16 protein-coding genes and 2 pseudogenes are annotated in these 25,739 nt (G+C 42.4%); 8 read left to right on the top strand and 10 right to left on the bottom strand.

All coding sequences use genetic code 11. The features are described 5' to 3' along the window. Positions 1-86 precede the first annotated feature (86 nt). Together CDG76_RS00360 and CDG76_RS38910 are read right to left on the bottom strand one after the other, a co-directional pair. The gene (locus CDG76_RS00360; protein WP_094347146.1) at positions 87-2,321 is read right to left on the bottom strand and encodes a family 2 encapsulin nanocompartment cargo protein terpene cyclase; all 2,235 of its coding nucleotides are present in this window, start codon (positions 2,319-2,321) and stop codon (positions 87-89) included. Between the two features lie 880 nt (positions 2,322-3,201). Then, on the bottom strand, positions 3,202-3,324 hold the full coding sequence (locus CDG76_RS38910) for a hypothetical protein (RefSeq protein ID WP_262984291.1): 123 nt from the start codon (positions 3,322-3,324) through the stop codon (positions 3,202-3,204). A 343-nt stretch (positions 3,325-3,667) separates the two neighbouring features. On the opposite strand from CDG76_RS38910, the gene CDG76_RS00355 reads away from it, so the two are divergent. Next, a complete protein-coding gene (locus CDG76_RS00355; protein WP_094347145.1) occupies positions 3,668-4,843 on the top strand; it encodes a homospermidine biosynthesis protein in 1,176 nt (391 codons plus the stop codon). Positions 4,844-5,213: 370 nt separating this feature from the next. Here CDG76_RS00355 and CDG76_RS00350 read toward each other — a convergent pair whose 3' ends face one another. The 4 genes from CDG76_RS00350 to CDG76_RS00335 all read right to left on the bottom strand — a co-directional run bounded on the left by CDG76_RS00350 (position 5,214) and on the right by CDG76_RS00335 (position 11,232). Further along, positions 5,214-7,121 (bottom strand): adenylate/guanylate cyclase domain-containing protein, encoded by a 1,908-nt coding sequence (locus tag CDG76_RS00350; protein WP_094347144.1) that lies wholly within the window; start codon positions 7,119-7,121, stop codon positions 5,214-5,216. An 808-nt stretch (positions 7,122-7,929) separates the two neighbouring features. Next, positions 7,930-9,075, bottom strand: a complete 1,146-nt coding sequence (locus CDG76_RS00345; RefSeq protein ID WP_094347143.1) for a hypothetical protein — start codon at positions 9,073-9,075, stop codon at positions 7,930-7,932. 564 nt (positions 9,076-9,639) lie between these two features. Further along, a complete protein-coding gene (gene speB, locus CDG76_RS00340; protein WP_094347142.1) occupies positions 9,640-10,737 on the bottom strand; it encodes an agmatinase SpeB in 1,098 nt (365 codons plus the stop codon). A gap of 192 nt (positions 10,738-10,929) precedes the next feature. Next, positions 10,930-11,232: an acylphosphatase gene (locus CDG76_RS00335; protein WP_094347141.1), complete on the bottom strand. Its 303-nt coding sequence runs from the start codon at positions 11,230-11,232 to the stop codon at positions 10,930-10,932. A 239-nt stretch (positions 11,233-11,471) separates the two neighbouring features. On the opposite strand from CDG76_RS00335, the gene CDG76_RS00330 reads away from it, so the two are divergent. The 3 genes from CDG76_RS00330 to CDG76_RS00320 all read left to right on the top strand — a co-directional run bounded on the left by CDG76_RS00330 (position 11,472) and on the right by CDG76_RS00320 (position 15,118). Continuing rightward, complete coding sequence (locus tag CDG76_RS00330) at positions 11,472-11,849, top strand: DUF1823 family protein (protein WP_094347140.1); 378 nt, start codon at positions 11,472-11,474, stop codon at positions 11,847-11,849. 355 nt (positions 11,850-12,204) lie between these two features. Then, complete coding sequence (locus CDG76_RS00325) at positions 12,205-13,860, top strand: alpha-amylase family glycosyl hydrolase (RefSeq protein ID WP_094347891.1); 1,656 nt, start codon at positions 12,205-12,207, stop codon at positions 13,858-13,860. A 199-nt stretch (positions 13,861-14,059) separates the two neighbouring features. Then, a complete protein-coding gene (locus CDG76_RS00320; protein ID WP_094347139.1) occupies positions 14,060-15,118 on the top strand; it encodes a 3-deoxy-7-phosphoheptulonate synthase in 1,059 nt (352 codons plus the stop codon). Positions 15,119-15,569: 451 nt separating this feature from the next. On the opposite strand, the gene CDG76_RS00315 is transcribed toward CDG76_RS00320, so the two are convergent. Together CDG76_RS00315 and CDG76_RS39535 are read right to left on the bottom strand one after the other, a co-directional pair. Next, positions 15,570-16,343, bottom strand: coding sequence for a hypothetical protein (locus tag CDG76_RS00315; RefSeq protein WP_094347138.1), 774 nt, complete (start codon positions 16,341-16,343; stop codon positions 15,570-15,572). 14 nt (positions 16,344-16,357) lie between these two features. Then, positions 16,358-16,477: pseudogene (locus tag CDG76_RS39535) on the bottom strand (hypothetical protein); the annotation flags it as partial. A 277-nt stretch (positions 16,478-16,754) separates the two neighbouring features. On the opposite strand from CDG76_RS39535, the gene CDG76_RS00310 reads away from it, so the two are divergent. The 3 genes from CDG76_RS00310 to CDG76_RS00300 all read left to right on the top strand — a co-directional run bounded on the left by CDG76_RS00310 (position 16,755) and on the right by CDG76_RS00300 (position 22,044). Next, entirely contained in the window at positions 16,755-18,947 is a 2,193-nt protein-coding gene (locus tag CDG76_RS00310; RefSeq protein WP_094347137.1) for a lytic transglycosylase domain-containing protein, read from the top strand. Between the two features lie 216 nt (positions 18,948-19,163). Then, complete coding sequence (locus CDG76_RS00305) at positions 19,164-20,540, top strand: MATE family efflux transporter (RefSeq protein ID WP_094347136.1); 1,377 nt, start codon at positions 19,164-19,166, stop codon at positions 20,538-20,540. Between the two features lie 169 nt (positions 20,541-20,709). Then, positions 20,710-22,044 (top strand): IS701 family transposase, encoded by a 1,335-nt coding sequence (locus CDG76_RS00300; RefSeq protein ID WP_094347135.1) that lies wholly within the window; start codon positions 20,710-20,712, stop codon positions 22,042-22,044. Between the two features lie 17 nt (positions 22,045-22,061). On the opposite strand, the pseudogene CDG76_RS00295 reads toward CDG76_RS00300, so the two are convergent. After that, a pseudogene (locus CDG76_RS00295) lies at positions 22,062-22,202 on the bottom strand (NUDIX hydrolase); the annotation flags it as partial. A 140-nt stretch (positions 22,203-22,342) separates the two neighbouring features. Then, complete coding sequence (locus CDG76_RS00290) at positions 22,343-24,721, bottom strand: transglycosylase domain-containing protein (protein ID WP_094347890.1); 2,379 nt, start codon at positions 24,719-24,721, stop codon at positions 22,343-22,345. Between the two features lie 438 nt (positions 24,722-25,159). On the opposite strand from CDG76_RS00290, the gene folK reads away from it, so the two are divergent. Beyond that, complete coding sequence (folK, locus tag CDG76_RS00285; RefSeq protein WP_094347134.1) at positions 25,160-25,675, top strand: 2-amino-4-hydroxy-6-hydroxymethyldihydropteridine diphosphokinase; 516 nt, start codon at positions 25,160-25,162, stop codon at positions 25,673-25,675. Positions 25,676-25,739 lie beyond the last annotated feature (64 nt).

Below are 25,739 nucleotides of genomic sequence, written 5' to 3'. Positions count from 1 at the left end.
TAAAAAACCGATCTCACGCGATCGCATACTGACCTGGAACTAACTCACCGACAAAAAAACCTGACTTTCTTGACCGAGTAATGACCTTAAACCCTCACCGATCCAATACGCCTAGCTGAAGTACCCAGCCCTCTGGGGCCGCTAAGTAGCCGCCCTGCTAACGAATTACGCAATTCAAATTCCTTATAACGGTCTACCGTTATATGCCACTTGAGGACGCCACACATCCACTGCTCTAGTTTCTTGACGTATCCAAGCAGTTTCTCGCGGGTACTTGCATTCAGGTCGAAATCATCGAAAAGGGCTGGCAGTTCGGTGGCGACGATGTGTTGAAACTGGAGCGCCCGAGCGGTCATCAGATTGTTGACAACTTCAACAGCCTGTGGTTTACCGCAGTTGAGGAAATTCTGAACGACCAGCACACAGTTATGGATTTCACCCTCGAATTCGATTTCTTTCTGATAGGAGAAGATATCATTGGTAAAACAGGCAAAGTCGGCAGCGGAATTATCGAGCGATCGCATCGTTCGAGTGCGGTAAATCTCCTGCGGGATCTCGTTGCCCTGAGCTAGTCGCGACAGACTCATGGTCAGATCCGAGCCAAAGGTCTTACGGCGCATCTCAATATAATCTATCGGGTCGGGAATCCGATTTTGGATCTGGTTGGCGAGTTCCCACACCCAGCTGTCAGTCATATCCTGGATTGCGCGACGGAACTGAGTCCGCGCGTTTGCGGACATGGGGCCAGCTGTGCGAGACCAAATATCTGCCAAGCCGGCTTCCACCGGATTAGTTGGAACCTCGCTGGGGGTGGAGTCATCCAGAGGCATAAACGCCGACAGTCGGGCATTGAACACTTTTGCACCAGCCATGTTGCGGTTATTCCCGTAGAGCGCCGGGAAGTAATCGTCGGCATAGGTTCCCCAAACAAGCCAGCACGCTGTCAGATTCAGTTCAGGGCCAGACCCATTCGGATGGATCAATGCACCGCAAAGGGCTACGTCGGCAACATCAAACTTGTGGTCATCCCAGATGACGGCATCAGGAATCCCAGGTAGTGATTCCAGCATCCCCATCTCGCGTGCCCATTCCTTAGAATGCTTCCGCGCAGCATTCAGATGGGGATTCAAGCTTGTAGTGAAGGGCATGTAAAACTTCGGCAGTGTTACTGGCCCGACAGCTTGGTATGGAACGTGAGTAAAGCTCTTGAACCTTCCCAAACCCAAGGCGGCGTATAGCGATTGAATCCGCGCCGCCGATGTGCCTAGCCCTGTGGGGCCTCCCAGAAATGGCGTGGATGTCGAAGAATTGTCTCCTCCCTTGTTCATGTAACGGCTCGATCGCATGTGCCACTCGTGACCGCCCGATTGCCAGTCCTGAAGTCCTTTGATGTAAAGGAGAACGTTCACACGAGCCACTGGGTCTAGTCCGTACTCTTCAAAGAGAGGGGGCAACTCGGTGACGGCAGTGTTATCAAACTGGTATAACCGCGAGGTTAGCAGTTCGTTGGTAAGGTTAGCCGCCTCCTGGGTACTGACATTTAAAAAGCGCTCCAAGACCAGCACGCAGTTGGCGTTCTCGCCTTCATCCTCCACTTCTCTCTGGTAGGAGAATAAATCATTGCGAAGATGCACTGCATCGGCAAATGTGTCTTTGAGGATACGCATTGGCCGAGTCGAGGCGATTTGGGCCGGAATCTCTATAAACACGGCGTGTTCGACGAGATCCGCTGACCACGGAGCGCCGCCAACCTTGCGGCGCATCTCGATGTATTCGATAGGGTTGGCGACTCGATCTTGGTTGATATTGGCGAGTTCCCACAGTGACTCTTCTAGGAGGTTTTTGGTACTCTCAAAGAATCGAAGTCGCCAGTCCACAGATTTAGTAAAGGCGGTGCGAGACCACAGGTCAGCCAAGCCGCGCTCTACTGGGTTGGTCGGAACGGAAGGGGTATCAGTCGGATGCACTGGCATAAACGCTGGCAATCGGTCAAGGTACTCCTTTGCCCCAGCCATGTCTTGGGTGCGTTTATAGATTTCTAGGAAGTGATCGTCGAAGAAGAACACCCAAACATACCAGTCGGTTACTAGGTCAAGCTCCGCTCCCGGTGCATCTGGATGGGTATAGGAGCAAAGCAAGGCGTAGTCGTGCGAATCAAATGTATGTTCATCCCAGATAACCGAGCTTTGCGCTTCCTCTTGTGAGCCAAGTATTCCCATCTCGTAGGCCCAAGCTTTGGAATGGACTCGTGCCGGTTCCAGGTTTGGGTTCAGCCGTGCGGGCCAAGGCGTGTAAAATTCTGGCAGTTCAAAGGGTTGCATGATCTGCGCTAAACCTCCTCTGGGGTCTTCTTGCTATCTTTGTTTCGTGGCTGATCTGAGCATCGTTGCAGTTCATAAGTATCATCACTACCCAGCTAGATCCCCACATCTGGTTTGCTTGTGGTGGCTCGTTTCAAGGCGATAATATTAAGATGCTCCTAATCTAAAGAATGAGTTATGTATGTTTTATTTGAAGTTTCCCATACCGAAAGATCAAGCATTTGAAAAAGCTGTTTAAGTCATTACTTATTTCCCATGTTGATAGATAAATTTTTAATACATGGATCGTCGTGTTCTCATAATTTTTCATAGTTGTAAATAAAAAGCAATCCGTACATTAAAGCCGTTAAGCAGATAGTTAAATCAAAAATTGAAGAATTAGGAGACAGTTAAGACAGTTAAGCAGATAGGTAAATCAAAAATTGAAGAATTAGGAGACAGTTAAGATAGTTAAGACAGTTAAGCAGATAGTTAAAAGATTTAAGATAGTTATTAAAGAATAATTACTAATTGTTAATTTTTGCAACTAATGTCCATTAAGGTATCACCGTGCCAAAACCGAAAAATTACGCATTTGCCTGAAACTACATCAGGATAAGCATTTGTGGCTTATAGCAATCCAAAAATATTTGCGTATCCTGCGCACCCTCCCTGATGTATTGGCTACGGTGTACATAAAAGTCGAATTACCGCACTTAATCCACCCGATATATTGGGGATAAACATGAAATTTAGTTCTCTATGTTTCACAAAGGTAAGGAAAAAACTGACGCGAAAACCTTTACATTATTTTTTTTAATTGGTATTAGCGTTAGGAACGAAACCCAACATTTTCATAGCTTTATTGGGTTGCGCTTTGCTTCACCCAACCTACAATTTTTCATAAAGCCAAGCGTATTGATTTATAGGGTGAACCGCAGACGCGATGAATCGCCGTCTCTACAATAATCAGTCTTTCGTCTTGACGGCGATTTACCGCGTCTTTTTGATCTAGCATTTTCATCAAAAAACCTTAATTTAACTGTATTGGGGTGGGACGGAAAGCCCGCTTTTCCCACCTACCTCACAATAAATGATTGGATATTTTTTTATTTGAAAGTCCCTTACTTAATTCTCTTCACTTGCAAAGGACGCAACTTGTTATGCTGACTACAAAGTGTATACCCACGAAATACTTTCTGGCTTTGATGCGCTAATCATCGGAAAATCCCAAAAGGGCTGAAAAAGGTTTCTTCTCCTACTCCTCACTTGCTTTTTCAAGCTAGTAGTAAAAAAGTATTGCTGTCACTTTGGCTGAAAGCTAGATACCATTAGATTCGGCGTGTTTACTGTTCGGGAGTGCCAAAATGTCTAAACAGCTGGGTCAAAAAATTGCACCCACACCTATATCAAATAATATCAGTGTGGTGGATTTGATCGATCAATACTTCACCGCTTACAACTCAGCGCGGTTGCGAGAAATCTGCCAACTACTGAGTCGTGATGTGCTAACGGAAGGTGTCACCGTGGGAGTTAGCCTTTCCGGTGCGATGACGCCAGCAGGATTTGGGGTTTCAGCGCTTGCACCCTTAATTCGCAATGGCTTTATTGACTGGATGATTAGCACTGGTGCAAATCTTTACCATGATATGCACTATGGTTTGGGTTTTGAACTCTTTGCTGGTAATCCGTTTTTGGATGATGTGAAGCTTCGCCAAGAAGGCACGATCCGCATTTATGACATTATTTTTGGTTACGATGTGCTGCTAGAAACTGATGCGTTCATCCGCAAGATTCTCCAAGGAGAAGCGTTTCAAAAGCGGATGGGAACGGCTGAATTTCACCATTTACTAGGTAAATATGTCCGAGAAGTAGAAAAGCAATTGGGTGTGCAGCATTCCTGCTTGCTAGCTACAGCTTATGAATATGGCGTACCGATTTATACATCTTCTCCAGGAGATAGCTCAATTGGGATGAACGTGGCGGCTTTGGCATTGGAAGGTTCGCAGTTGGTGATCGATCCATCAATTGACGTGAATGAGACAGCAGCGATCGCATATAATGCCCGTGAATCAGGAGGTAAAAGTGCGGCTGTAATTCTTGGTGGTGGTAGTCCTAAAAACTTTTTGCTACAAACTCAACCGCAACTCCACGAGGTTTTAGGGTTAGAAGAACGAGGACACGATTACTTTATACAGTTTACCGATGCGCGTCCAGATACAGGCGGTTTATCTGGAGCAACCCCATCGGAAGCTGTGAGTTGGGGTAAAATTGACCCGGATGAGTTACCTAACACAATCGTTTGTTATACCGATAGCACGATCGCTCTACCACTGGTGACAGCGTATGTGTTAAACAAATGCCAGCCTCGTCCCCTGAAGCGTATTTACGACAGGCGAGAAGCCATTTTCGATAAACTGCAAAAAGACTATCTAGCAGCCAAAACCCAACCATCAGATCAGGTTCCAGCAGCAGTTGCTGAAAGTGCTTCACAGCAAACAGCGACTTATCCCTGTGGGCGGATGATTCCGAATACTCACTAGGGGGATAGGCAGGGGAGAAATCAATTCAAAATTCAAAATGACGCTCTCTACGAGACGCTGCGCGTAGCTTGCTTGTCTGTAAGAGTACGCGGACTCGCTAACGCTGCGCTAACAAAATTCAAAATTAAAGAACTTCTGCCTCCTACAGCGGTTCTCGGTTGAGTGAGCTACAAGAACCCCACCCCCAACCCCCTCCCCGCAAGCGAGGAGGGGACTATGATGTACCTCATGTGATTAGGGAAACGCTATACCTCCTGCCTCCTGCCGACGCTCTCTACGAGACGCTGCGCGTAGCTTGCTTCTCTGTAAGAGTACGCGGACTCGCTAACGCTGCGCTATCCTGCCTCCTGCCTCCTCTTTCCCAATGCCCTCATTCCTTCCGTCCAATCAACAAATAAGTTGTCATCTTCCCTTTGCCTTTAACTTCAATTTCGCCTCGTTTTTCAAATACAAATTCATCACACAAGCACTTATAAGTATTTTCTGTAACCTGGATTTTACCAGCAATACCTTGGGATTCCATATAGCTAGCGATGTTTACTGTGTCTTTACAGAGTTCATAATTAAACTTATTCAGATCAATGACTCCGCCCACTACCAAACCACTATGGATGCCGATACGGATGCTGAAATTTTGGTTATTCTCAGTATTAAATAGAGCGATCGCAGTTTGCATATCCAGTGCCATCAGAGCGATCGCTTGAACACGATCTTGGCGGCGTGTAGGTAAGCCACCAACTACCACATAAGCATTGTTAATACTTCTGATTCTCTCTAAACTATATCGTTCGGTGAGGCGATCGAAAGCTGAGAAAATTGAGTTGAGTAGGTTCAGCAGTTGAATTGCACTCATAGAAGTAGCAATTTCGCTAAAGCCAACGATATCTGCAAATAAAACTGTGACATCAGCAAAGTCTTTGGCAATACTAGCTGGTTGTTCTTTCAGTTCTTTAGAAATTGCGGCTGGCAAAATATTCAGCAATAAACGTTCGGTTTCTTCCTGCTGATGGCGCAACGCTTCTTCTGCTGCTAGTCGTTGGGTTACATTGCGAAAAATGCCGCGAATCGCAACTGGATGACCTTCAACAAATTTACAATTAATATTGCCTTCTAAAAAGATTGTTTGACCGTCTTTAGTAACAAATATGGCTGTTACTTGCCCAAGATTTTCTCCTGACAAAACACGATAAAACCTTTGCAAACAGTGTTGCTTAAACTCTGGATGTATAATATCGAAAACACTCATATTTGCGATTTCAGCTTCGCTATATCCCAAGGTTTCTCGCCATGCACGATTGACATACAAAAAACGACCAGATGGATTGACGCATTGAATCAAGTCATTAGCATTTTCAAACAAATCTCGATATCGTTCTTCACTTTCTACAAGAGCATCTTCTGCTTGTTTGCGTTTAATAAATTGGGCAATTTGGCTACCAATAGAACCCATCATTTGCAATAGGTCTTTATCTTTTGTTAGTAAGTCCCGGCTAAAGAAAACCATTACTCCTAAGATTTCACTATCGTCTAAAATGGGGAAGCCAAAAGCTGCGTGCAATCCAGCCTCCGCAGCAGGTTGCGATCGCGTTTGATCTCCATCTACTGTGATATCTTTAATCCACAAAGGCAAACGTCTGATCCAAATTCGACCAGGTAAGCCAACACTAGGTGTATAAGTAGTTTGCCAGGTGATTGCTTTAAACTCTCGGACAGAAACTAATCGACTTGACCAAATTTCCACACACCTTAGTACTGCATTTAAACTATCTCCTTCTACCGAAGTGCCAATATATTGGCTAGGTGTCCAAAGTTCACCTAAATCCCATCCCAAGTTTTGACAAATCGACTGCAAAATTTGTGGAATTCCCTGCTTTATGCTCTGTGATTCTGATAATATACGAGTAATAGAATACTGGGCACTTGTACGCTGTTCCCGGCGTTGCCAAGCAGTAATATCCCGACCAATGTAGACAATATCTTCTAGTCCTTCTGTTTTTTTTGCAATCACTGAGCAAGAAAAAGCAATCAACAGTTTTTCTCTAGTTTTTGTTCGACAAACTACTTCTAGATTCTGGGAATTACGTTTTAAATAAGAATGTTGATAAATAGCTGTAATTACAAGTTCATCCTCGTCAATGATTAGTGAAATTGGTTGATTTATTAATTCTTTTTCCTCAAAACCAAATAATTTTTGAGCAGCACGATTTACTTTTTTTATTTTTCCTGAATTATTGGTTACTAACAAAGCCTCTGCCATTGAAGTAATGACTTGTTCCATGTAATTTATGTATGAGATTGAGGAAAGAGAATATTTGAAGCTATAGGAAGATAAAATCTCTAATTGTTGCTAGATGACGCTATAATTATAGTGATAGCTAATAACTCAGTAATCATAATTAATAATTCAGCAGGAATAGTGATTTTTTTAGCAATCATTTCAAATGTTTGATTAATATACAAGCCTATTTTTTAAAAGTTTATATAAGTTATTATTACTCGGTTTTTTACCAAATCTATATTACTTGATTAAATGTGCTATTTTTTCAGGTCAATCGAGTATAGTTGGGCAAAAACAATTAGTTCGCTGTGGCGGAAGTTTGCCTACCTTTAACAAGTTGTTCAGAGCAACTTATCTAGTTAATTGAGATAGTAGCTAGATTTACGTCGTGCTGTACTAGTACAATGTCTAAGCTAGTACAAGAGGTTTTGTAATAAGCACTTTAGTCCTTACTACAAACTTGCTTACCCATCAATTTAAACTAAATAAGCTTGATTAATATTTTTAATATACTTCTTTTGGATGATTGACAATCTAATATTGCTGTTTGATCAGCTTCTAGTTAACAATTGCTTTCATGTTTAATTTTAATCCTATGTGGTATTTACAAAACAGCGAATTAGATAAGTATTTCAACCAAATATTACCGTAAACACCTTTCATTAGTTTCGCTATCTTGAAAGTTCATTTTTAAGATAGCGCGATCGCCAGCATCTGGGAAATTTAAAACCCATCACTTTATAAGAGAGTGGCGGGAACCTAGCTATAGACTCGCCACTCTCTTATTCTTCTATTCCATCAATGAAGTTTATGATTGTGCGCTGGCTACAATTTGATTCCAGGCTTTGACTGCTGTCTGTAAATTCTTTGGCAGGTTATTTTGAGAAATATCGTTGTACTGAACCGTACCTTCTTGGCTAGTGAGGGTGTAGGTGATATAATCAGCAGCACCACTGGGGGCTGGGTAACTCAAATTCCGAAATTGACTAAACTGAGAACGTTTTAGCGATCGCACAAATTCTTGTACCTGTTGCACAGAAACGCGGCGAACACTACGTTCAGAATCATTAGCATCACCAATCCGCACGCGAATCAGTCCCCCATCTTTGAGTAAAACAGTCTCATAGGTTCTACCAGCAAAACCCCCACTGGAGATTTGGCGAAATACTATACCTCGATCTAACGGTGGTGGTAACTCACTAGCTGGAATTTGCACAGGACTCAGTGTAGTTTCGTTAGCCTTTTGATTCAGCCTGAGTGCGGAACCTGTTTGATTGGTATGATAAACCAAGGTTTGACCGACTCCGCCAACAACCACCCGCCAGCCTGATACCAAAGCTTGGGTACAGAATTCATCAGCATTAGCTAATTCTAAGCAGCTATCTCTCCAAGTTTGCTGTTGAGCCTCAATAATGGTTAACTGAGAAATTGGCTGTTGCAAACGTCTGGATGCGGCTTGTAAAACAGTATTTTTTACAGATGTAGGTAATTTATTTGGCAGATTTTCTGAGGGAGTGTTTGCCGAAGCTAAACGTAGCGATCGCCCATTGTTATTGGTATGATAAACCCAGTTTTCTTTGCCATTAGATACCACAATCCGCCAACCAGGAATTAACGCTTGGGTGCAGATTTCATCAGCTTGAGGTAGTTCCAAGCAACCATTGCGCCAAGTCTGCTGATTGTAGTCAATAATTTGCAGTTGTCTAGTAAAAATTCCCTGCCTACGGGCTAAATCTCGTAGTACCGCCTTAGCTACTGGACGTGGCAAGCGATTTGGTTTAATATTGTCTTTGAGAACTTCATTGCTTGTTTCTAGAGAAAAGTTTGCAGAAGCGCCTGTAGCACTTTTGATAAGTGTTAAACTGCTACTAACAGACAAAATTCCAGTCAAAATCAAAGCAGTGAAAATTCGCCCTTGATTGCTGTTAAAGTAGTTTTTCAGCATGATTTTCATAGTAAAATATAACAAATAAATAGTATTCAGCCACTATAGCGTTTACTAATCACATGAGGTACATCATAGTCCCCTCCTCGCTTGCGGGGAGGGGGTTGGGGGTGGGGTTCTTGTACCTCACTCAACTGAGAACCGCTATAATAGACNATCATAGTCCCCTCCTCGCTTGCGGGGAGGGGGTTGGGGTGGGGTTCTTGTACCTCACTCAACTGAGAACCGCTATAATAGACAATAAAGTATATAATTCCATAAATTCACTATCTGGAATTAATTTAGTATCTATATTTTGAGAGAGATATAGAGACAGACGTTGATGTACTGATTGTTTGTTCCTTATATAAATTCTGGTTGAAGAAGAATTCAGAATTCAGAATTCAGAACAATCAGTGGGGGATACCCTGTGGGATCTTGCTACAGACCCGCCACTGATTGAAAAACACTAAATCTTCTCTTTCATAGACGTTACGTGAATGATTTAGCGGGGGTTATAAACCCTCTTATTCATCCACCAGCCGTACAGAATTAATTCTGTTAGCGGATAGCTAAGGTTTAGCCCATTCTGACTCACCTCTCCTGCCGGAGACGCTGCGCGAACGACTGCGCTCGGCGACCACCTGACTCCTGAATTCTGTTTGATAAATCCATCAAATTTGCCAACTTGTAAACTACCCGCGCTCCAACATTACCATCCCACTCTGCATCACCGACTTCGCAGATATCAAAGCCAATAATTTTTCTTCCACTATTGACCAATTCTCGGAACAGACAAAAAGTCTGCTCTAATTCCAACCCACCTGGAACAGGAGTACCCGTACTCGGACAGAGTTTTGGATCTAAACCATCTACATCAAAGCTAATATAAACATATTCAGGTAAATGACTGATCATTTCTCGGCATAAATCAATCCAAGTTGTTCCAGAGTAAAGCTTTTGCTTAATAGCCGGGTCGTAATAAGCAATAATGCGACTATCAGATTGGTCAATCATTTGCACTTCATCATGACTAATATCACGCAAACCTACCTGCACTAACTTAGAAATTTGCGGTATTTTCATCGCATTAAACATAATTGATGCATGGGAAAACTCAAATCCCTCATAAGCATCGCGTAAATCTGCGTGGGCATCAATGTGCAAAATACCATAGTTTGGGTATTTAGCTGCTAATGCTTGGAAATAACCTAAAGGCGAACTGTGATCTCCACCAATGACTGCAACTCGCTTACCATTATTAAATGCTGCCTGACAATTTTCAAACAGCCATTGATTGACCTGTTGACCAGCCTGGTTAATTTCTGTCAGCACAGGTGTTAAATCTGGTGTATCGGAGAGTTGTTTACCTTGGGCTAATCGTTCGATAATTTTTGCTGCCAAGGCGCGGTAGTATGTGTTTTTCTCTAAAATATCTTGGGGAATTTCTTCCATAAAAATTCCCTGCTTCCAACCATCAGGGTTATCAAAATCGAACAAATCTAATTGAGTCGAAGCATCTAGAATTCGCTGTGGGCCATTAGCAGTGCCAGCACCATAGGAAACAGTCACTTCCCACGGTACACCAAAGACAATCAAGTTTGCAGACTCATAATCGCAGGGCAAACCTAAGAGGTTGCCATTGATTTCACCTACGCCGCTGGGATTGTAGTCTTTTAATTGATTACTCATTGAGTATCTTCTGGATTTACGTGGATAGACAGCACGCCGCCTAGTTGACATCTGCATTGTAATCAAAATTTTTCACAGGCGGTAAACTGCTTCAAAAGATGAACAGGAAAAACCCACGAGTATACAGGTCACTTCAGCATAGTTTATAGGGTATAGGGGATAGTTTGTCTTTCCTGTGCCCTTGTTAACTCCCTATTCAACCCGCTTAACTTCAAATCCCCGCAACCCTTCTGGTACTTCATACTCAACCACAACATCTTTAACTACAGCAGCAGGTGGCCCAGAGTGACACCAACGAACCATGTCATCTACAACCTCTCGTGCCCCTTCAAAAACTGCCTCTACTCGATTATCGGGGAGATTCCGCACCCAACCGGTTAATCCCAATTGCCTAGCTGTATCGACAGTGGAATAGCGATAGCCCACTCCTTGGACTCGGCCAGAAATGAATACATGGGCGCGGATAATCTTTGGCAGTGCTGTAGAATTCTGCATAGACTGGTCTAATCTTTACGATTCCAGTCTACCTAGTTTGTGTATACACAATCTGTTTTTAACTCCAACTCGCCAAATTAATCCCAGTCTTTCTCAATACCTACTAGTTTTTGTATATTTCCCGAACTTTTCAAGTAATTGAACTACCCTACTTTTCATTGAAGTCCTAGTCTAAATACCTGAAAACTGCTGTAATTTAATCAGTAGTCAGTTTTTCCACTTGGAATTTTGAATTGTTTATGTCTAACCTGCCACCACTTAATACAGATACAATTTCGGCGATTCTTGACGATAAACTTGATGATGCCACAGTCAACCAGTTGCTATGGCATTATTTAGGCTATCGCTATGACTCCTCAATTGCACAATGGGACGTTAGCCAAGTTGCACCAGAATGGCATAATGAATACCCACAACCACCAGATTTCATTGAATCTCGCCCCGCAACTGTCAAGCTGACTCGTTCCATCCCGGCTGAAAATAAACAAATGCTAAAAGAAAAACTGGGTTTCAAAGGTTACAAAATTGGGGAGTTTGGTCCTCGGCAAACTCGCAGAGCGACAGCGGCGAATTGGTTATTAAGTTATCTACAACAAGCTAATAGCAAAAAAGATTAACTTTGTAGCATATATTTGGTAAAAAGCATCCTATTTTTACCAGATAAATACTGGATTTGAACATGATTAAAACTTTTACTTTGTTTAATATTTTTATGTATTTGTATGCGGTAGGTTAAAACAAATTATTTTTATAGACAATCTTTACAAGATAGTAAATCCGTATTTTAGTCAATAAATAAATACTATAAACAGCCAAAAATAAAAAATATTCAGTTAAATTTTATAAATAAGATATAAATTATTCCTGAAGATAGAAGCACTCACGATCTAATTATTTCTCTAGAGCTATTTGCAAATTCAATTGCTCATCAGAGAATATTTATATCAACCCTTGATATTACAAACACGTTCTATGGCACCAATTGAATTTAATTTATTTGCACCTTATAACAAAGGAGCCGCATTAATTGGTTCTTTTTCTGATTGGCAAGAAATTCCAATGGAAAAAGGTGATGATGGTTATTTCCGCACAAGTGTTGAACTAGAAGACGGCGTTTATAAATATAAATTCCGCGTTCAATCAAATTCATGGTTTTTTGAACCAGAGCAATGGGTTGATGTTACAGATCCCTGTGCAACTGATGTAGATGAACAAAGTGGAAAAGACGATGGTGTTATCAGGATCAAAGACGGCAAAAGGATTACCGATACTTATGTTTGGCAACATGATGATAAACCTTTACCTGCTGACCACGAATTAGTAATTTATGAATTGCACGTCGGTGACTTTTCTGGTGGCGAGGACGATCCTTATGCACGAGGTAAGTACAAACACGTCATTGAAAAGTTAGACTATTTGTGTGAACTGGGAATCAACGCTATTGAGTTGATGCCACTTAAAGAATATCCTGGTGATTATAGTTGGGGTTATAATCCCCGCCACTTCTTTGCAGCAGAATCTAGTTATGGTTCTACTGCTGAGTTAAAAAATTTGATTGATGAGTGTCACGCTAAAGGTATTCGTGTAATTCTTGACGGTATTTATAATCACTCAGAAGCATCTGCTCCATTAACACAAATTGACCACGATTATTGGTATCATCACGAACCTCGTGACCCTGATAATAATTGGGGGCCTGAGTTTAATTACGAACATTATGATGAAAAATTAGATATTAAGCCAGCCTGGAAATTTACTGGTGAGGCAATCCGTTTTTGGATATCAGAATATCATCTTGATGGTATTCGCTATGATGCGGCGCGGCAAATTGCTAACTACGATTTCATGCACTGGATTGTTCAGGAAGCCAAAAAAACTGCTAGCATGAAGCCTTTTTACAACGTTGCCGAACACATTCCTGAGACTCCCAGCATTACCAATGTAGATGGGCCAATGGATGGTTGCTGGCATGACAGTTTTTATCACTGCATTCTAGAACATATTTGCGGTAATACATTTGATTTGGAGCGTCTCAAAGATGTGATTGACTGCAAGCGCCAAGGCTTTTTGGGTGCTACCAATGTAGTAAATTATCTCACCAACCACGACCATAATCATGTAATGGTTGAACTGGGGAACCGTGAGATTTTTGACGAAGAAGCATTTCGGCGGGTTAAATTAGGAGTAGCCATCCTAATGACTGCTGTTGGTGTGCCTTTGATTTGGATGGGAGAAGAATTTGGCGAGTATAAACCTAAACAACCTGAATCATCCAAAATCGATTGGACGCTGTTAGGTAACGATCTAAATCGTAGTTTATTTGAATCATACAAAGGCTTAACCAACCTGCGTAAAAGCAATCATGCTCTCTACACAGAAAATATTGATTTTATCCACGAAAATCCTGAAGCAAAAGTATTAGCTTATACTCGTTGGAATAATGAAGGTTCTCGTGTAGTTGTAATAGCAAATTTCTCAGGAGATTTTCTAGCTGGCTATCATGTTCCTAACTTTCCTAGCGCTGGTACATGGCACGAGTGGACAGGTAATTATGATGTCGAATCTGGTGATGATGGGATCATTACAGACTTGGGGCCATACGAAGCAAAAGTGTTTGTATGGCAGTAATTATATACACTACCACTGAATCAGTAGTCTAATAGCAAAGAAAAGGGGAAACATCTTTTCCCCTTTTCAGTTATTATCTTAGTTCAGGTACAGTCTAATTAGAAATTTGTCAAGCAGAAAATAAGCTATTTTAAAATTTCATAGGTTTGTGTTACACTTTTGAGTTGAAGTGCGTCTATAGAATTGCCAAAGCATCCCCATGCACAACAAATTATTTAATAGTAATATCGACAACGCTAACATTGAGAACGATCGCATTTTATTAACCCCCAATGAAGTTAAGTCAAAATTACCTTTAACACAATTAGCCGAACAAAGAGTTTTAGCATATAGACAGGAAATAGAAGATATCCTCGATTTTAAGGATCGCAGGAAATTTATAGTAGTTGGCCCATGCTCAATCCACGACCCAAAAGCAGCGCTCGAATATTCTGAGAGATTGAAAATATTGTCCGAGCGAGTCAAGGATAACTTGCTACTAGTTATGCGAGTGTATTTTGAAAAACCCAGAACAACTGTAGGCTGGAAAGGATTAATTAACGATCCAGATATGGATGATTCTTTCCATGTAGAGAAAGGTTTGTTAATTGCACGGGAGCTACTATTAAAAATTACAGAGTTGGGATTACCTGCTGGCACAGAAGCACTAGACCCAATCATCCCTCAATACATCAGTGAACTGATTACATGGTCTGCCATTGGCGCACGTACAACTGAATCACAAACTCACCGCGAAATGGCAAGTGGGCTTTCGATGCCTGTGGGTTTTAAAAACGGTACTGATGGCAATATTCAAGTAGCTTTAAATGCCCTACAATCTGCTGGAAACCCGCATAATTTTCTGGGAATTAATCAAAACGGACAGGTCAGTGTCTTTCAAACTAAAGGTAATGGCTACGGTCACGTAATTTTAAGGGGTGGTAGTCAACCCAACTTTGACCCAGCAAATGTCAAACTGGTAGAAGAGAAATTAAAACAGGCAAATTTACCACCAAGAATTGTGATCGACTGTAGCCACGGCAATACCAATAAAGATTACAAATTACAAGGTGCTGTCTTAGAAAATATTATTCAGCAAATAGTGGATGGTAATACATCAATTGTTGGCATGATGCTGGAATCGCATTTGTATGAAGGTAGTCAACCAATTACTGGTAAACAAGAAGAATTAAAATATGGTGTTTCTGTAACCGACAAATGTATTAGCTGGGAAGAAACTGAAAAAATTATTTTGGCGGCTCACGAAAAACTTAAATGAGAAGTCAGAATTCAGAACTCAGTATGCAATAGATGAGGGATTTAGAGGATGTTTGTCAATTCTGAAAGCATACTAAAAACCCCGCTTTCATTCCTCTCCAGTTTCGGCTACGGTGTACACACAAATCGAAAAACCTGCTCCACATTAGCTATTAATTTGGTAGGGTATGTTATGGACTTTAGTCCTAATATAACGCACCGAAAATCTCTGACGATGCGTTACGCTGACGCCATAACATACCCTAAAAAACTGGAAAAAACCCCAAGTGGTTGTGACGAGTTCTATCTATAGCAATCCTATTTGAGATCCGAACAAGGTTCATACTGATGCAGCTTAAAAAAATCAAATTCTTGGTGATTAGTAAAGAACTTCAAGTTGGTATAAATGCACCATTAGTTTCTGTTTCATTTAGGATTGCTATATCGAGAGAAGATTCTAATAACGATCGCACTTATCGGACTAGTTGTAAATCGGGATTGCCAGTGGATTCCGCTGAGAAACCTACGGCTGGCCAAAATATTACAGTGCTGCGTTTGCTTGCGAGTTCTAAGACGTAGGTTTTGCTACTTGGATCGAAGAGTGACCACGAGCCTGTAGATCCTGTCTCGCTGAGGATTTTACCATCTGCCATTAGCTTAATCAGCTTGTTGGATTCATTCTCACCAAGTATATAACTATGAACACGATAGGTTCCTACTACTTGTGCTTGGTTGGAATCTATTGGGGCAAATTTCACGGCACCAGTGGCCTTTATGTTGTAGCGACCTGCGGCGACAATCAGTCCTGACGAAGGAGGGTCGATACGCAAAATCACCTGACTCGCCTGCTTGACATCAAACGGGATGGTCACTTGTCCTGTCTGTGCTGCATCTGAACCAAAGACGGCTTTTGTTGATTTGACGACTACATTGTAGTTTTTATTACTACCCTTCTTCAGCAAGGTAACTCGGATCTCTCCCCCAGCCCCAGGAAATCCATTCGCAGAAAATTCAACAGTCAATGTCCCCTTACCTGGTCCAAGAGTCACATAGTAGTACTGTGGAATCTGAACTGTGCTACTGATTACGGCGATGTTATCGTCAGGTTGCAGTGGATCTGGGTGTTTAGGATCTGCGGATTGGGCAGTAGCTGCACCTATGTATGTAGTAAGCGACAAGAGTGCACTAACTGTTGTTGCTGTTAGGTAATTGCGAACTAGACCTGTTTGTAATTTATTGGTTTTCATGTTAGATTCCTCAATTAATTGTTATGGTTGCTATTTATTAATCTGGTGATTTGCTTGGCTTTATCTATATCTGTTGGAGAACGAACATAATTTAGCCATTCCTGCTCACAAGCTCCAAAATTGATAAAGTTTCTTTGTGCGTTTCCCGCAGGGTACGAGAGTTCAGTGGTATCAAATCAGTAGGAGTCGAATCCCCAACTGAAGAACTGCCTACTACCATCTTTTAAGATATACCCAAGATAGATGTAATAGGATTTAATATGTGCTAATTACTCAATACTACCAACTGAAGGATTGAAAATGAGTATTTTTCTACATAAAATAAAAAATCTAAAATTAAAAATTGGTAACACTGATGGTTAGGAGTGTTAGAGTTTCAAGAAATTCACCGAAACTTTTCAGCGGGTATTCATGCTGAAGAAACTACAGAAAAAGCAAATTTCGATAATTGCGGGTGCAGCACTGTTTGCCTTTTTAGCTGGGGCAATGGTATCAGCACCTGAGATTGGCAAGTCTCTGGGGAAATGGCTCAAACTGAGTCAGAATCAAGCAGAGCAAAGATCGGACGGTAGTGTTGCCCAATCAGCCGTCTTTGGGCTGATATCGCAATCGCTGCCAGAACGGGCGGCAAAACTAGCAACGATCGCTCAAGAATCGCGATCGCCAGATCGAAATCGCGCTCGTTATCTTTTGGCGAGTGATTACATTGAAAGAACCCAAGGGCAAAAAGCCCTGGTTTTACTCCAAGGACTAGAGAAAGACTATCCCATCCTCGCGCCCTATATTTTGCTCAAACAAGCCCAGGCAGAGGATATGCTGGGCGAGGACGGCAAAGCCTCGGATCTCAGGCAAAAGGTGCTGAAACAGTATCCCAAAGAAGCGGCCAGCGTGAAAGCGTTATATCTGATTGCTCAACCAAAGCAACAAGAAACTGCGATCGCTCAATTTCCTTCCAATCCTCTAACTTGGGAAATTATCCGCAAACGCTTGCAAGAAAATCCCAATCAGCCACAATTACAATTGATTTTGGCTAAGTATGCCTACGATCAACCAGGTATAGTGGGCGTTTTGGATCAGCTAGTAAAACAGACTACTCTCAAACCCGAAGATTGGGAACTCATTGGTACTAGCTATTGGGAAAATAGTCAATTTCCCAAAGCGGCGAATGCTTATGCCAAAGCACCCAAAACATCGCGCAACCTCTACCGTACCGCACGGGGCTTACAGGTAGGAGGCAAAGATAAAGAAAAAGCGATCACCACCTATAAACAATTAGTGCAGCAATTTCCCAATAGCGAGGAAACTGGGACGGCACTACTGCGGTTAGCAGAAACCGCAAAAACACCTCAAGACGGCTTACCCTATCTTGAGCAGGTAATTAGTAAATTTCCCAAACAAGCTGGTACTGCACTGGTACAAAAAGCCAAAATCCAAACTCTCAAGGATCAAAAGTCAGCCAGCGCGGCGTGGCAATTACTCATAGCTAAATACGGTAACTCTGACGAAGCAGCAGAATACCGCTGGAAAATCGCCCAAGATAAAGCCAATGCCAAAGATTACGTCGGTGCTTGGCAATGGGCAGAACCAATTGTCACTAATAACCCCAATAGCATTTTGGCTCCAAGAGCAGGCTTTTGGGTAGGTAAATGGGCGGCTGCACTGGGGAAACAGCAAGAATCTAAAACTGCTTATGAATATGTGATTAGTCAGTTTCCCTACTCTTACTATGCATGGCGAGCCGCGACAATGTTGGGGCTAAATGTCGGCAACTTTGACAACGTGCGCGTCATGAACCCGGAAGTAATCGCGCCCCAGCGTCCATTACCGCCTGCTGGTTCTGAAACTTTCAAAGAGTTGTATCTGCTAGGTCAAGACCGCGATGCCTGGTTACAATGGCAAACAGAATTTCAGAACAAAATTCAGCCAACGGTAGCAGAGCAATTTACTGAAGGGTTGATGCGACAGGCTAAAGGAGAAAATCTCATCGGAATTGATGAAATTTCTAAATTAGAAGACCGGGAAATACCAGCCGAACTTGCCCAATATCAGACTCTGAGTAAACAAATCACCTACTGGCAAGCGCGTTATCCATTTCCTTATCAGCGAGAGATTGAAAAGTGGTCTATTGACCGTAAACTTAATCCTCTGCTAGTAACTGCTTTGATGCGTCAAGAGTCACGCTTTGAACCAAAAATCAAATCTGTCGCTGAAGCTACTGGTTTAATGCAGCTGTTACCGAGTACAGCTAAATGGATCGCACCACAAATCAAGGTGGATTTCAAAACAATAAGTCTAGAAAATCCCAACGATAACATCATGCTGGGTACATGGTATTTGGGTCATACCCACGATCAATATAACAATAACTCTTTGCTGGCGATCGCTAGTTACAATGCTGGTCCCGGCAATGTCTCCAAATGGTTGCAAACTCTAACTACAAAAGATCCAGATGAGTTTGTTGAACAAATTCCCTTTGATGAAACTAAAAATTATGTGCGGCAAGTATTTGGCAACTACTGGAATTATCTAAGGCTTTACAACCCTGAGATTTCTGGCATAGTGACAAAATATTCTGTTCAACACCCACAGCTACCGGCGCGATAAAGTTAAAAAGTTACAGCTATTTTCAGGTAAATAGACCACGCGGTAGGGGCGCAAGACCTTGCGTCCCTACTGGAAATTGTGGTGAAAATGGGGTTATGAAACACAATTTTTGGAGAGGCGATCGCTAATAGCTTGAGTTGATTGCACTTGTGGCCTTAATATATCTTAATGTATTAAGTCTTGCCTTTTTAGCCCCTTCCTTAATTTTTGTGCCCAATGGAGTTAACTTCAAAAGAATTTAAGTCAGAACTGATATTAGAAGTCCAAGCCTGCCTACAATTGGCAGTTCCTTTGGTAATTACTCAAATATTAGAAGCGGGCATTCCTTTATTGGATGGGGTAATGATGGGCTTACTTAACAGCCAAGCTTTAGCTGCGGGTGCTTTAGGTGCTGTTGCCTTTTCTACTCTAGCTTCCGTTTGTCGTTCTATTCTTTCAGCTGCGGGTGTGAATGTCGCCAATGCTTTTGGTGCAGGAAAGATAGACCAAATTAGCCGTGCTACCGGTCAAGGAATTTGGTTAGCTGTGACAATGTGCTTACCTGTGATGTTTATCATTTGGCACTTTGACTATATCCTGCTGCTGACTGGTCAAGAAGAAAGCAATGTATTATTGGCTCAAACATATTTGCGAGCTATTGTTTGGGCAATTCCTGCTGCACTCGGTTTTTGTATCTTAAAAGAAGTTAGCTCTGCCCTCAATCGCCCCCAATTCTTAACAGTAATTACGGTAGCTGGACTATTATTAAATGCGGTTGCTAATTATGTGCTAATGTTCGGCAAATTTGGTTTACCAGCCCTTGGTTTAACTGGTATCGGTTGGGGAAGCACACTCATTTGTTGGCTGAATTTTATTGCTGCTGCCAGTTGGATTTGCTTTGATAACTACTTTAAAGAATACCAACTTAATAGCGCTTTAGATAAATTTGATAGGAAGCTGTTTATAGATATCTTCCAAACTGGGTGGTTTTTGGGGTTGCAGTATGGAGCAGAAATTGGAGTATTTACTGCCACTGCTTTAATGATGGGGTGGTTTGGAACAGAGACGTTAGCAGCCCATGAAATTACCGTCGAGACAGAGAGTTTTGTCGAAACAGTGTCTATAGGTATTTCCTATGCCGTCACAATGAGAGTAGGACAGTTGAGGGGACAAAACGATCTCAAGGGTGCAAGCAGAGCGGGATTAATCTGCATTGCCCTTGTTACTCCTTTTGTAAGTATTGTGGCACTAATTTTTTGGCTGTTTCCCAACTATATTGTGGCAATGTATTTGGACACCAGTAATCTAGATAATATTGAGATAGTTAAAACGGCAACTTCTTTTCTCGCTGCGGGGGCAATAGTCCAAATATTTTATTCTATTCAGACTATTGCTGCTGGTGCTTTAATTGGGTTGAAGGACACCAAAGTACCAGTGTTAATTACTATGTTCGCTTACTGGGTAGTAGGTCTAGGTGGGGGCTATCTGATGGCATTCACTTTCGGCTGGGGTGCTATAGGTTTATGGTTGGGTTTAGTACTAGGGCTACTTATAGGTGCAGTGCTTTTAACTGGGCGTTTTTATCTTTTGACTTCTGAGATTGAGTCTGATTGACTAAAGAGGACTTGGGGACAAGGGGAATAGACTTATTGCAAGTTCTCACTCATGTTTCCTTGTCTCCCCTGCGCCCTACCCTACGATAAAACGTATAGATTGTTATCGCTCTTCCATCACTCTTATGAGAGAATAATAGGGTAAAGTGTCGTAAACTCTTTGCTAGACTATGTTTGGGAGAAGAGAGCCTGCTGAAACGATAAAATTTGTGGATGATTACTGTGAATGGTATAGAAAGCTGTTTCCAGAAGTCAGAAGTTTTGAAGCGTTTAAATATCTTCATCTGGGAATGATTTCAGAGGTTAAACGCAAAACCTTACCAGAAATAGCACGGGTAGTAGGATTAAGTAACGAGCAAGGGTTATTACATTTCCTAACAGAATCCCCTTGGGAAATAGAGAAATTAAGAGAAGCTAGATTAAAGCTAATTCTGAAAGTATTAGCTGGACGAGAAATAACACTGATTATTGATGAGACAGGAGATAGAAAGAAAGGTAATACCACAGATTATGTGAAAAGACAGTATATAGGTAATTTAGGTAAAATCGAAAATGGAATAGTTGCAGTTACAGCCTATGGATTATTAGAGGGCATGACATTCCCTCTGATATTTGAAGTCTATAAACCAAAGCAAAGGTTATTAGAATCAGATGTCTATCACACCAAACCAGAAATTGCGGCTTTTATGATTAGAAAGCTCCGAGAAATGGGGTTTAAATTTAAACTGGTACTAGCAGATAGCTTATATGGTGAAAGCGAAAGTAACTTTATTGGTGTATTGTGCCAATTAGAACTAAACTTCGTAGTGGCGATCCGGAGTAATCATGGAGTATGGCTGCCACAGGGTCAGAAAGTTAGATATAACCGTTGGCGACCCTATAACCGTATATTCTCAGATGGTCAGCAAGAACAAAGGTATATTCGAGAGATAGTATTTGGCAAGCGCCGTGCCGTTCAATATTGGCAAGTTACCACAGACCCAGAAACTTTACCGCCAAATTCGACTTGGTTTATCATGACTCTTGTTCCTGGTATTAAGTATAAAGAAGTAGGGAATTTATATGGTTTAAGAAACTGGGTTGAATATGGGCTTAAACAAAGTAAAAATGAATTAGGTTGGGCTGATTTTAGAGTAACTGACTACTCACAAATACAGAAATGGTGGGAAATCATCATGAGTGCTTATCTTCTGGTAAGTCTTCACTCTCAAGTTTTGAACAATCAACCCCAACTTGCGGGAAACAAACTCACAGATCCAGTTGTGGCAAAGTTCAGGGAACATGATTGGTGGGACAAGGGTTCGGGTTGGAAGAATTTACTCAACAATTTACGCTTAGTAATTCAACCTTTGATATCCTTTAATCTACTAAAACCCTGGCTCAGGGTCTTTCCAGTTTCGCATTTATCAATTGGGTTTCTCACACTAATTGCATTGATGAATCGAATGCAAGGCGCTATTCCAGACAACTTATATTCTGAGGATTTCTTATTTTCCTCTGGTTAGAGTGATGGAAGAGCGNATTAAACTAAAAACGGACGCGCCAGAAAAAAGCTAGAAACTGATTTAGCATCTACCGGCTCTCCCTCCAGAATAGCTTTTTCTAATTCTTCAGGAGTCATAAACACAGTTTCGATATCCTCGTCTCCGTCTTGTGGTGGGGTGCAATGACTATGGGAATCACAACTAATTACCCGGACATGATATTACACAGCGATCGGAGAATAAACCATAGAAGTAAGTGTAAGTGGGATAGGTAACTCAAGCACTAGTCGTGCATAGTATCAACAATGCCCACTTCTCATTACTGGTTAGAAGGTCTAAGTCTATCCCGCCAAGATGGTTGTGACGATGAAGAACCTGAAGAACCAGAACTATTTTCGGGAGACGACTCTCGCCGACTTCTTCGAGGTGGGGGTGAATCAGATTCTACTCTTCTAGAGCGTCGCCGTGGAGTAGATGATTCTGAGGAGGAGTTACTAGAACTTGATTCGCTGCGATCGCGCCTTCTCCGTCTTGGGGTATAATCGCTCGATTGCTGTTCTTCTTGAGAATATCTTCTTCTGCTTCTACGTCTCCTAGATGAACCACTCTCATCAGAATTTCTCGCACTTTCCCCTTCTGAGTCATCATCTTTAGAGGCAATAGAACCATTCAGGATTTGTTTGGGCTTGATAGACTGGGCTTTGATAGTGCCTTTGCGACCGTCTAACTTGGGTCGTTTGGGAAACTTTTCTACAGGCATCCCCTCTACCGCTTTTTCCATAAATTCGTGCCAAGTGTAAGCGGCACTACTACTACTGCCATAAGTGGGGCGGTTGTCATCATTACCTAGCCATACCCCTGTCACCATCTGAGGAATGTAGCCAATAAACCATAAATCGCGGGCTTCGTCGGAGGTGCCGGTTTTGCCTGCAACTGCTCTATTATCTAATTGAGCAGCACCGCCAGTTCCCGCTTCGACGACGTTGCGTAGCATCCAAGTCATGATGGCGGCACTGTCAGCATCAAGGGCGCGTTTTGACTTGAAATTAGCTGACCAGATGACTTTGCCTTGGCGGTTAAGGATGCGGGTAATACCATGAGGTTCTGCGTGCAATCCCTGAGTCGCAAAACTACCATAAGCGCTGGTCAACTCTAGCAGATTGACTTCATTTGAGCCAAGAGCCAAGGAGTAAGTGGGCTTGAGTTCAGATTTTATCCCCATATCATGGGCAAGTTTAATCGTTGGTGTAAATCCCACATCAATCAACACCTTGACCGCAACAATATTAACAGAGCGGGTGAGGGCATCTCGGATGTTCATTGAACCCCGAAAGTTTTCACTATAGTTTTTCGGTTCATAGCCATCTACGACAAAGGGCGCATCCTCGTAGCTATCGTAGGGGCTTTTGCCAGTGGCGATCGCAGTTGCATATACAAACCCTTTAAATGTCGATCCTGGCTGCCGTTGTGCCTGGGTAACTCGATTAAACTGATTTTTACCAAAGTCTTTTCCCCCAACCATTGCCTTAATTTCACCGTTGCGGGGGTCTATGGCCACCATTGCTGCTTGCTTAAAGTTTTCCCAGCGTCCTTGATTTCGCAATGTTTTCGCAACTGCCTCTTCTGCCACCTTCTGCCAACTTGGGTTGAGGGTAGTTTCTACTACTAGACCCCCACTTTTTAGCACGTTAGGAGAAACATACTTGGGCAATTCTTTTTGGATGTAGCTGGTAAAGTAGGGTGATTCTACTTGCACTCGTTTGGGTAAACTGCTTTTGAGGGTTAATGGCTCCTGAACTGCTGCTTGCCTTTGCTCTGGTGTAATTACTTTATCTTCTTGCATCCGTAGCAATACTAAGTCACGCCGCCGTTTTGCCGCTTCGGGATTTTTGTCTGGGGCGTACAAGCTAGGAGCAGGAGCTAATCCCGCAATCGTTGCCATTTCCGCAAGGGAAAGTTGGTCTGGCGACTTACTAAAGTATACCCAGGCGGCATCTGCCACACCATAAGCTCCAGATCCCAAATAAACCAGATTCAGGTAACGCTCTAAAATCTGATCTTTGGTTAATTCTTGCTCCATTTTTTGAGCAAGGCGGACTTCCTTGAGTTTGCGCCAGATTGTCTGTTCTTGTTTCAAAAAGAGAATCCGCGTTAGCTGTTGGGTGATGGTGCTACCACCTTCTACCACACCTTGCGATCGCAAATTATTCAAACCCGCTCTGGCAATCCCTTGCGGATCGACTCCGTTGTGTTGCCTAAATCTTCTATCTTCTGAGGCGATGAAAGCTTTTTTTAAATTATCTGGTATTTGTTCTAGCTGTAGTTGTTCTCTGGTCGCTTCACCTTGTTGTTGTAATATAGTGCCATCAGCAGCTTTAATGGTCAGTGTTTGCTCTCGAAATACAGCATTCAACTCGGACTGATCTGGCAAAGTCCGATCTATTAAACTGATGCCGTAGATCAAAGCAACTATCCCACCACCAACACCCAAACCTGCCCAAAACCAGATGCGGCGATAGAGTGGTCTAGCGCCAGTTGCCCGATTGACCCTCATCTTAGATGGTAAAATTTTCATTTTGCTCAGTAACTGCCTCGTTTGCGCCAGATATGCTGGTGGTAAGCTCTCATTTGTTCCTCCTTGTCCAGAGTCACTCAAATTAGTTGGTCTTCGCTTGAACCAGGAGGTAAGCTTCCCCACGTCAGTTCCTCGCTCAAAGTAGTAAGCAATTATATAACCACCATCAATCAACTTTGGGGTTATAGCACTACCATTGTGTTAGTATAATATCCTATAAATAATTAACTGAATTCACTATAAAATAATGTTTTTTAAATTTAGTTAATTTAGTTTTGTAAAAAATGCGGCAATTTGAATCACTACTGCGAATATAAAAGCTATTGACCGGAAGAGGCAGGGGGAAAGGGAGCAGGGGGCAGGGGGAACAAGCCCTTTCCCCCAACGCGCTTTTCGGTGCGGAACATGGGTACAAGCTCCGTCCTTCCAGGAAGCTTATACGGGGCGGAGTTTAAGCTCCGTCCCGGTCTTCCCCCTTGCTCCCTGCCCCCTGCCCCTTTTCCTCTTTTTGACAAGTATCCGCAAAGACAGCCCAAAAACGGCTTATTTCAGGAAAGTCTAATGTCTACACAGCGCTACGACAAAGCAGAGCTAAGACGAAGCGCCGTTGCTCTTGGTAGTAATATTGGCGATTCCCAGACAATTTTAGAAGCAGCTATAGAGACTTTAGCCCAAACGCCAGGTATTGTTTTAGAAGCCAGATCCCATTGGTATCAAACCAAAGCTGTCGGGCCACCACAGCCAGATTACCTCAACGGCTGCGTCACATTGCAAGTAGAAATATTTCCCCAGCAGTTATTAGAAATTTTGTTAGGAATTGAACAACAATTTGGGCGCGTGCGTCAGGAGCGCTGGGGACCACGGACTCTAGATTTGGATTTGTTATTATATGATGACATTACTTTGGATACACCAAATCTCCAGATTCCTCATCCACGAATGCGGGATCGGGCCTTTGTATTAGTCCCCTTGGCAGAAATTGCCCCAGATTGGATAGAACCAGTTTCCGGGTGTGTTATTAAAGAGCTGCTGAAAGAGGTAGACTGTTCTGATGTACATTTATGGATGGACAATTAAAATTACCATCCTTAAAAGCAGAAGAACACTGATTTTGCCTCTGTATTCACAGATAATCAGATTT

Origin of the sequence: Nostoc sp. 'Peltigera membranacea cyanobiont' 210A (assembly GCF_002246015.1) — a bacterium.
In the GTDB taxonomy this organism is placed as follows: domain Bacteria; phylum Cyanobacteriota; class Cyanobacteriia; order Cyanobacteriales; family Nostocaceae; genus Nostoc.
This window is presented reverse-complemented; position numbering and strand designations above follow the sequence as displayed.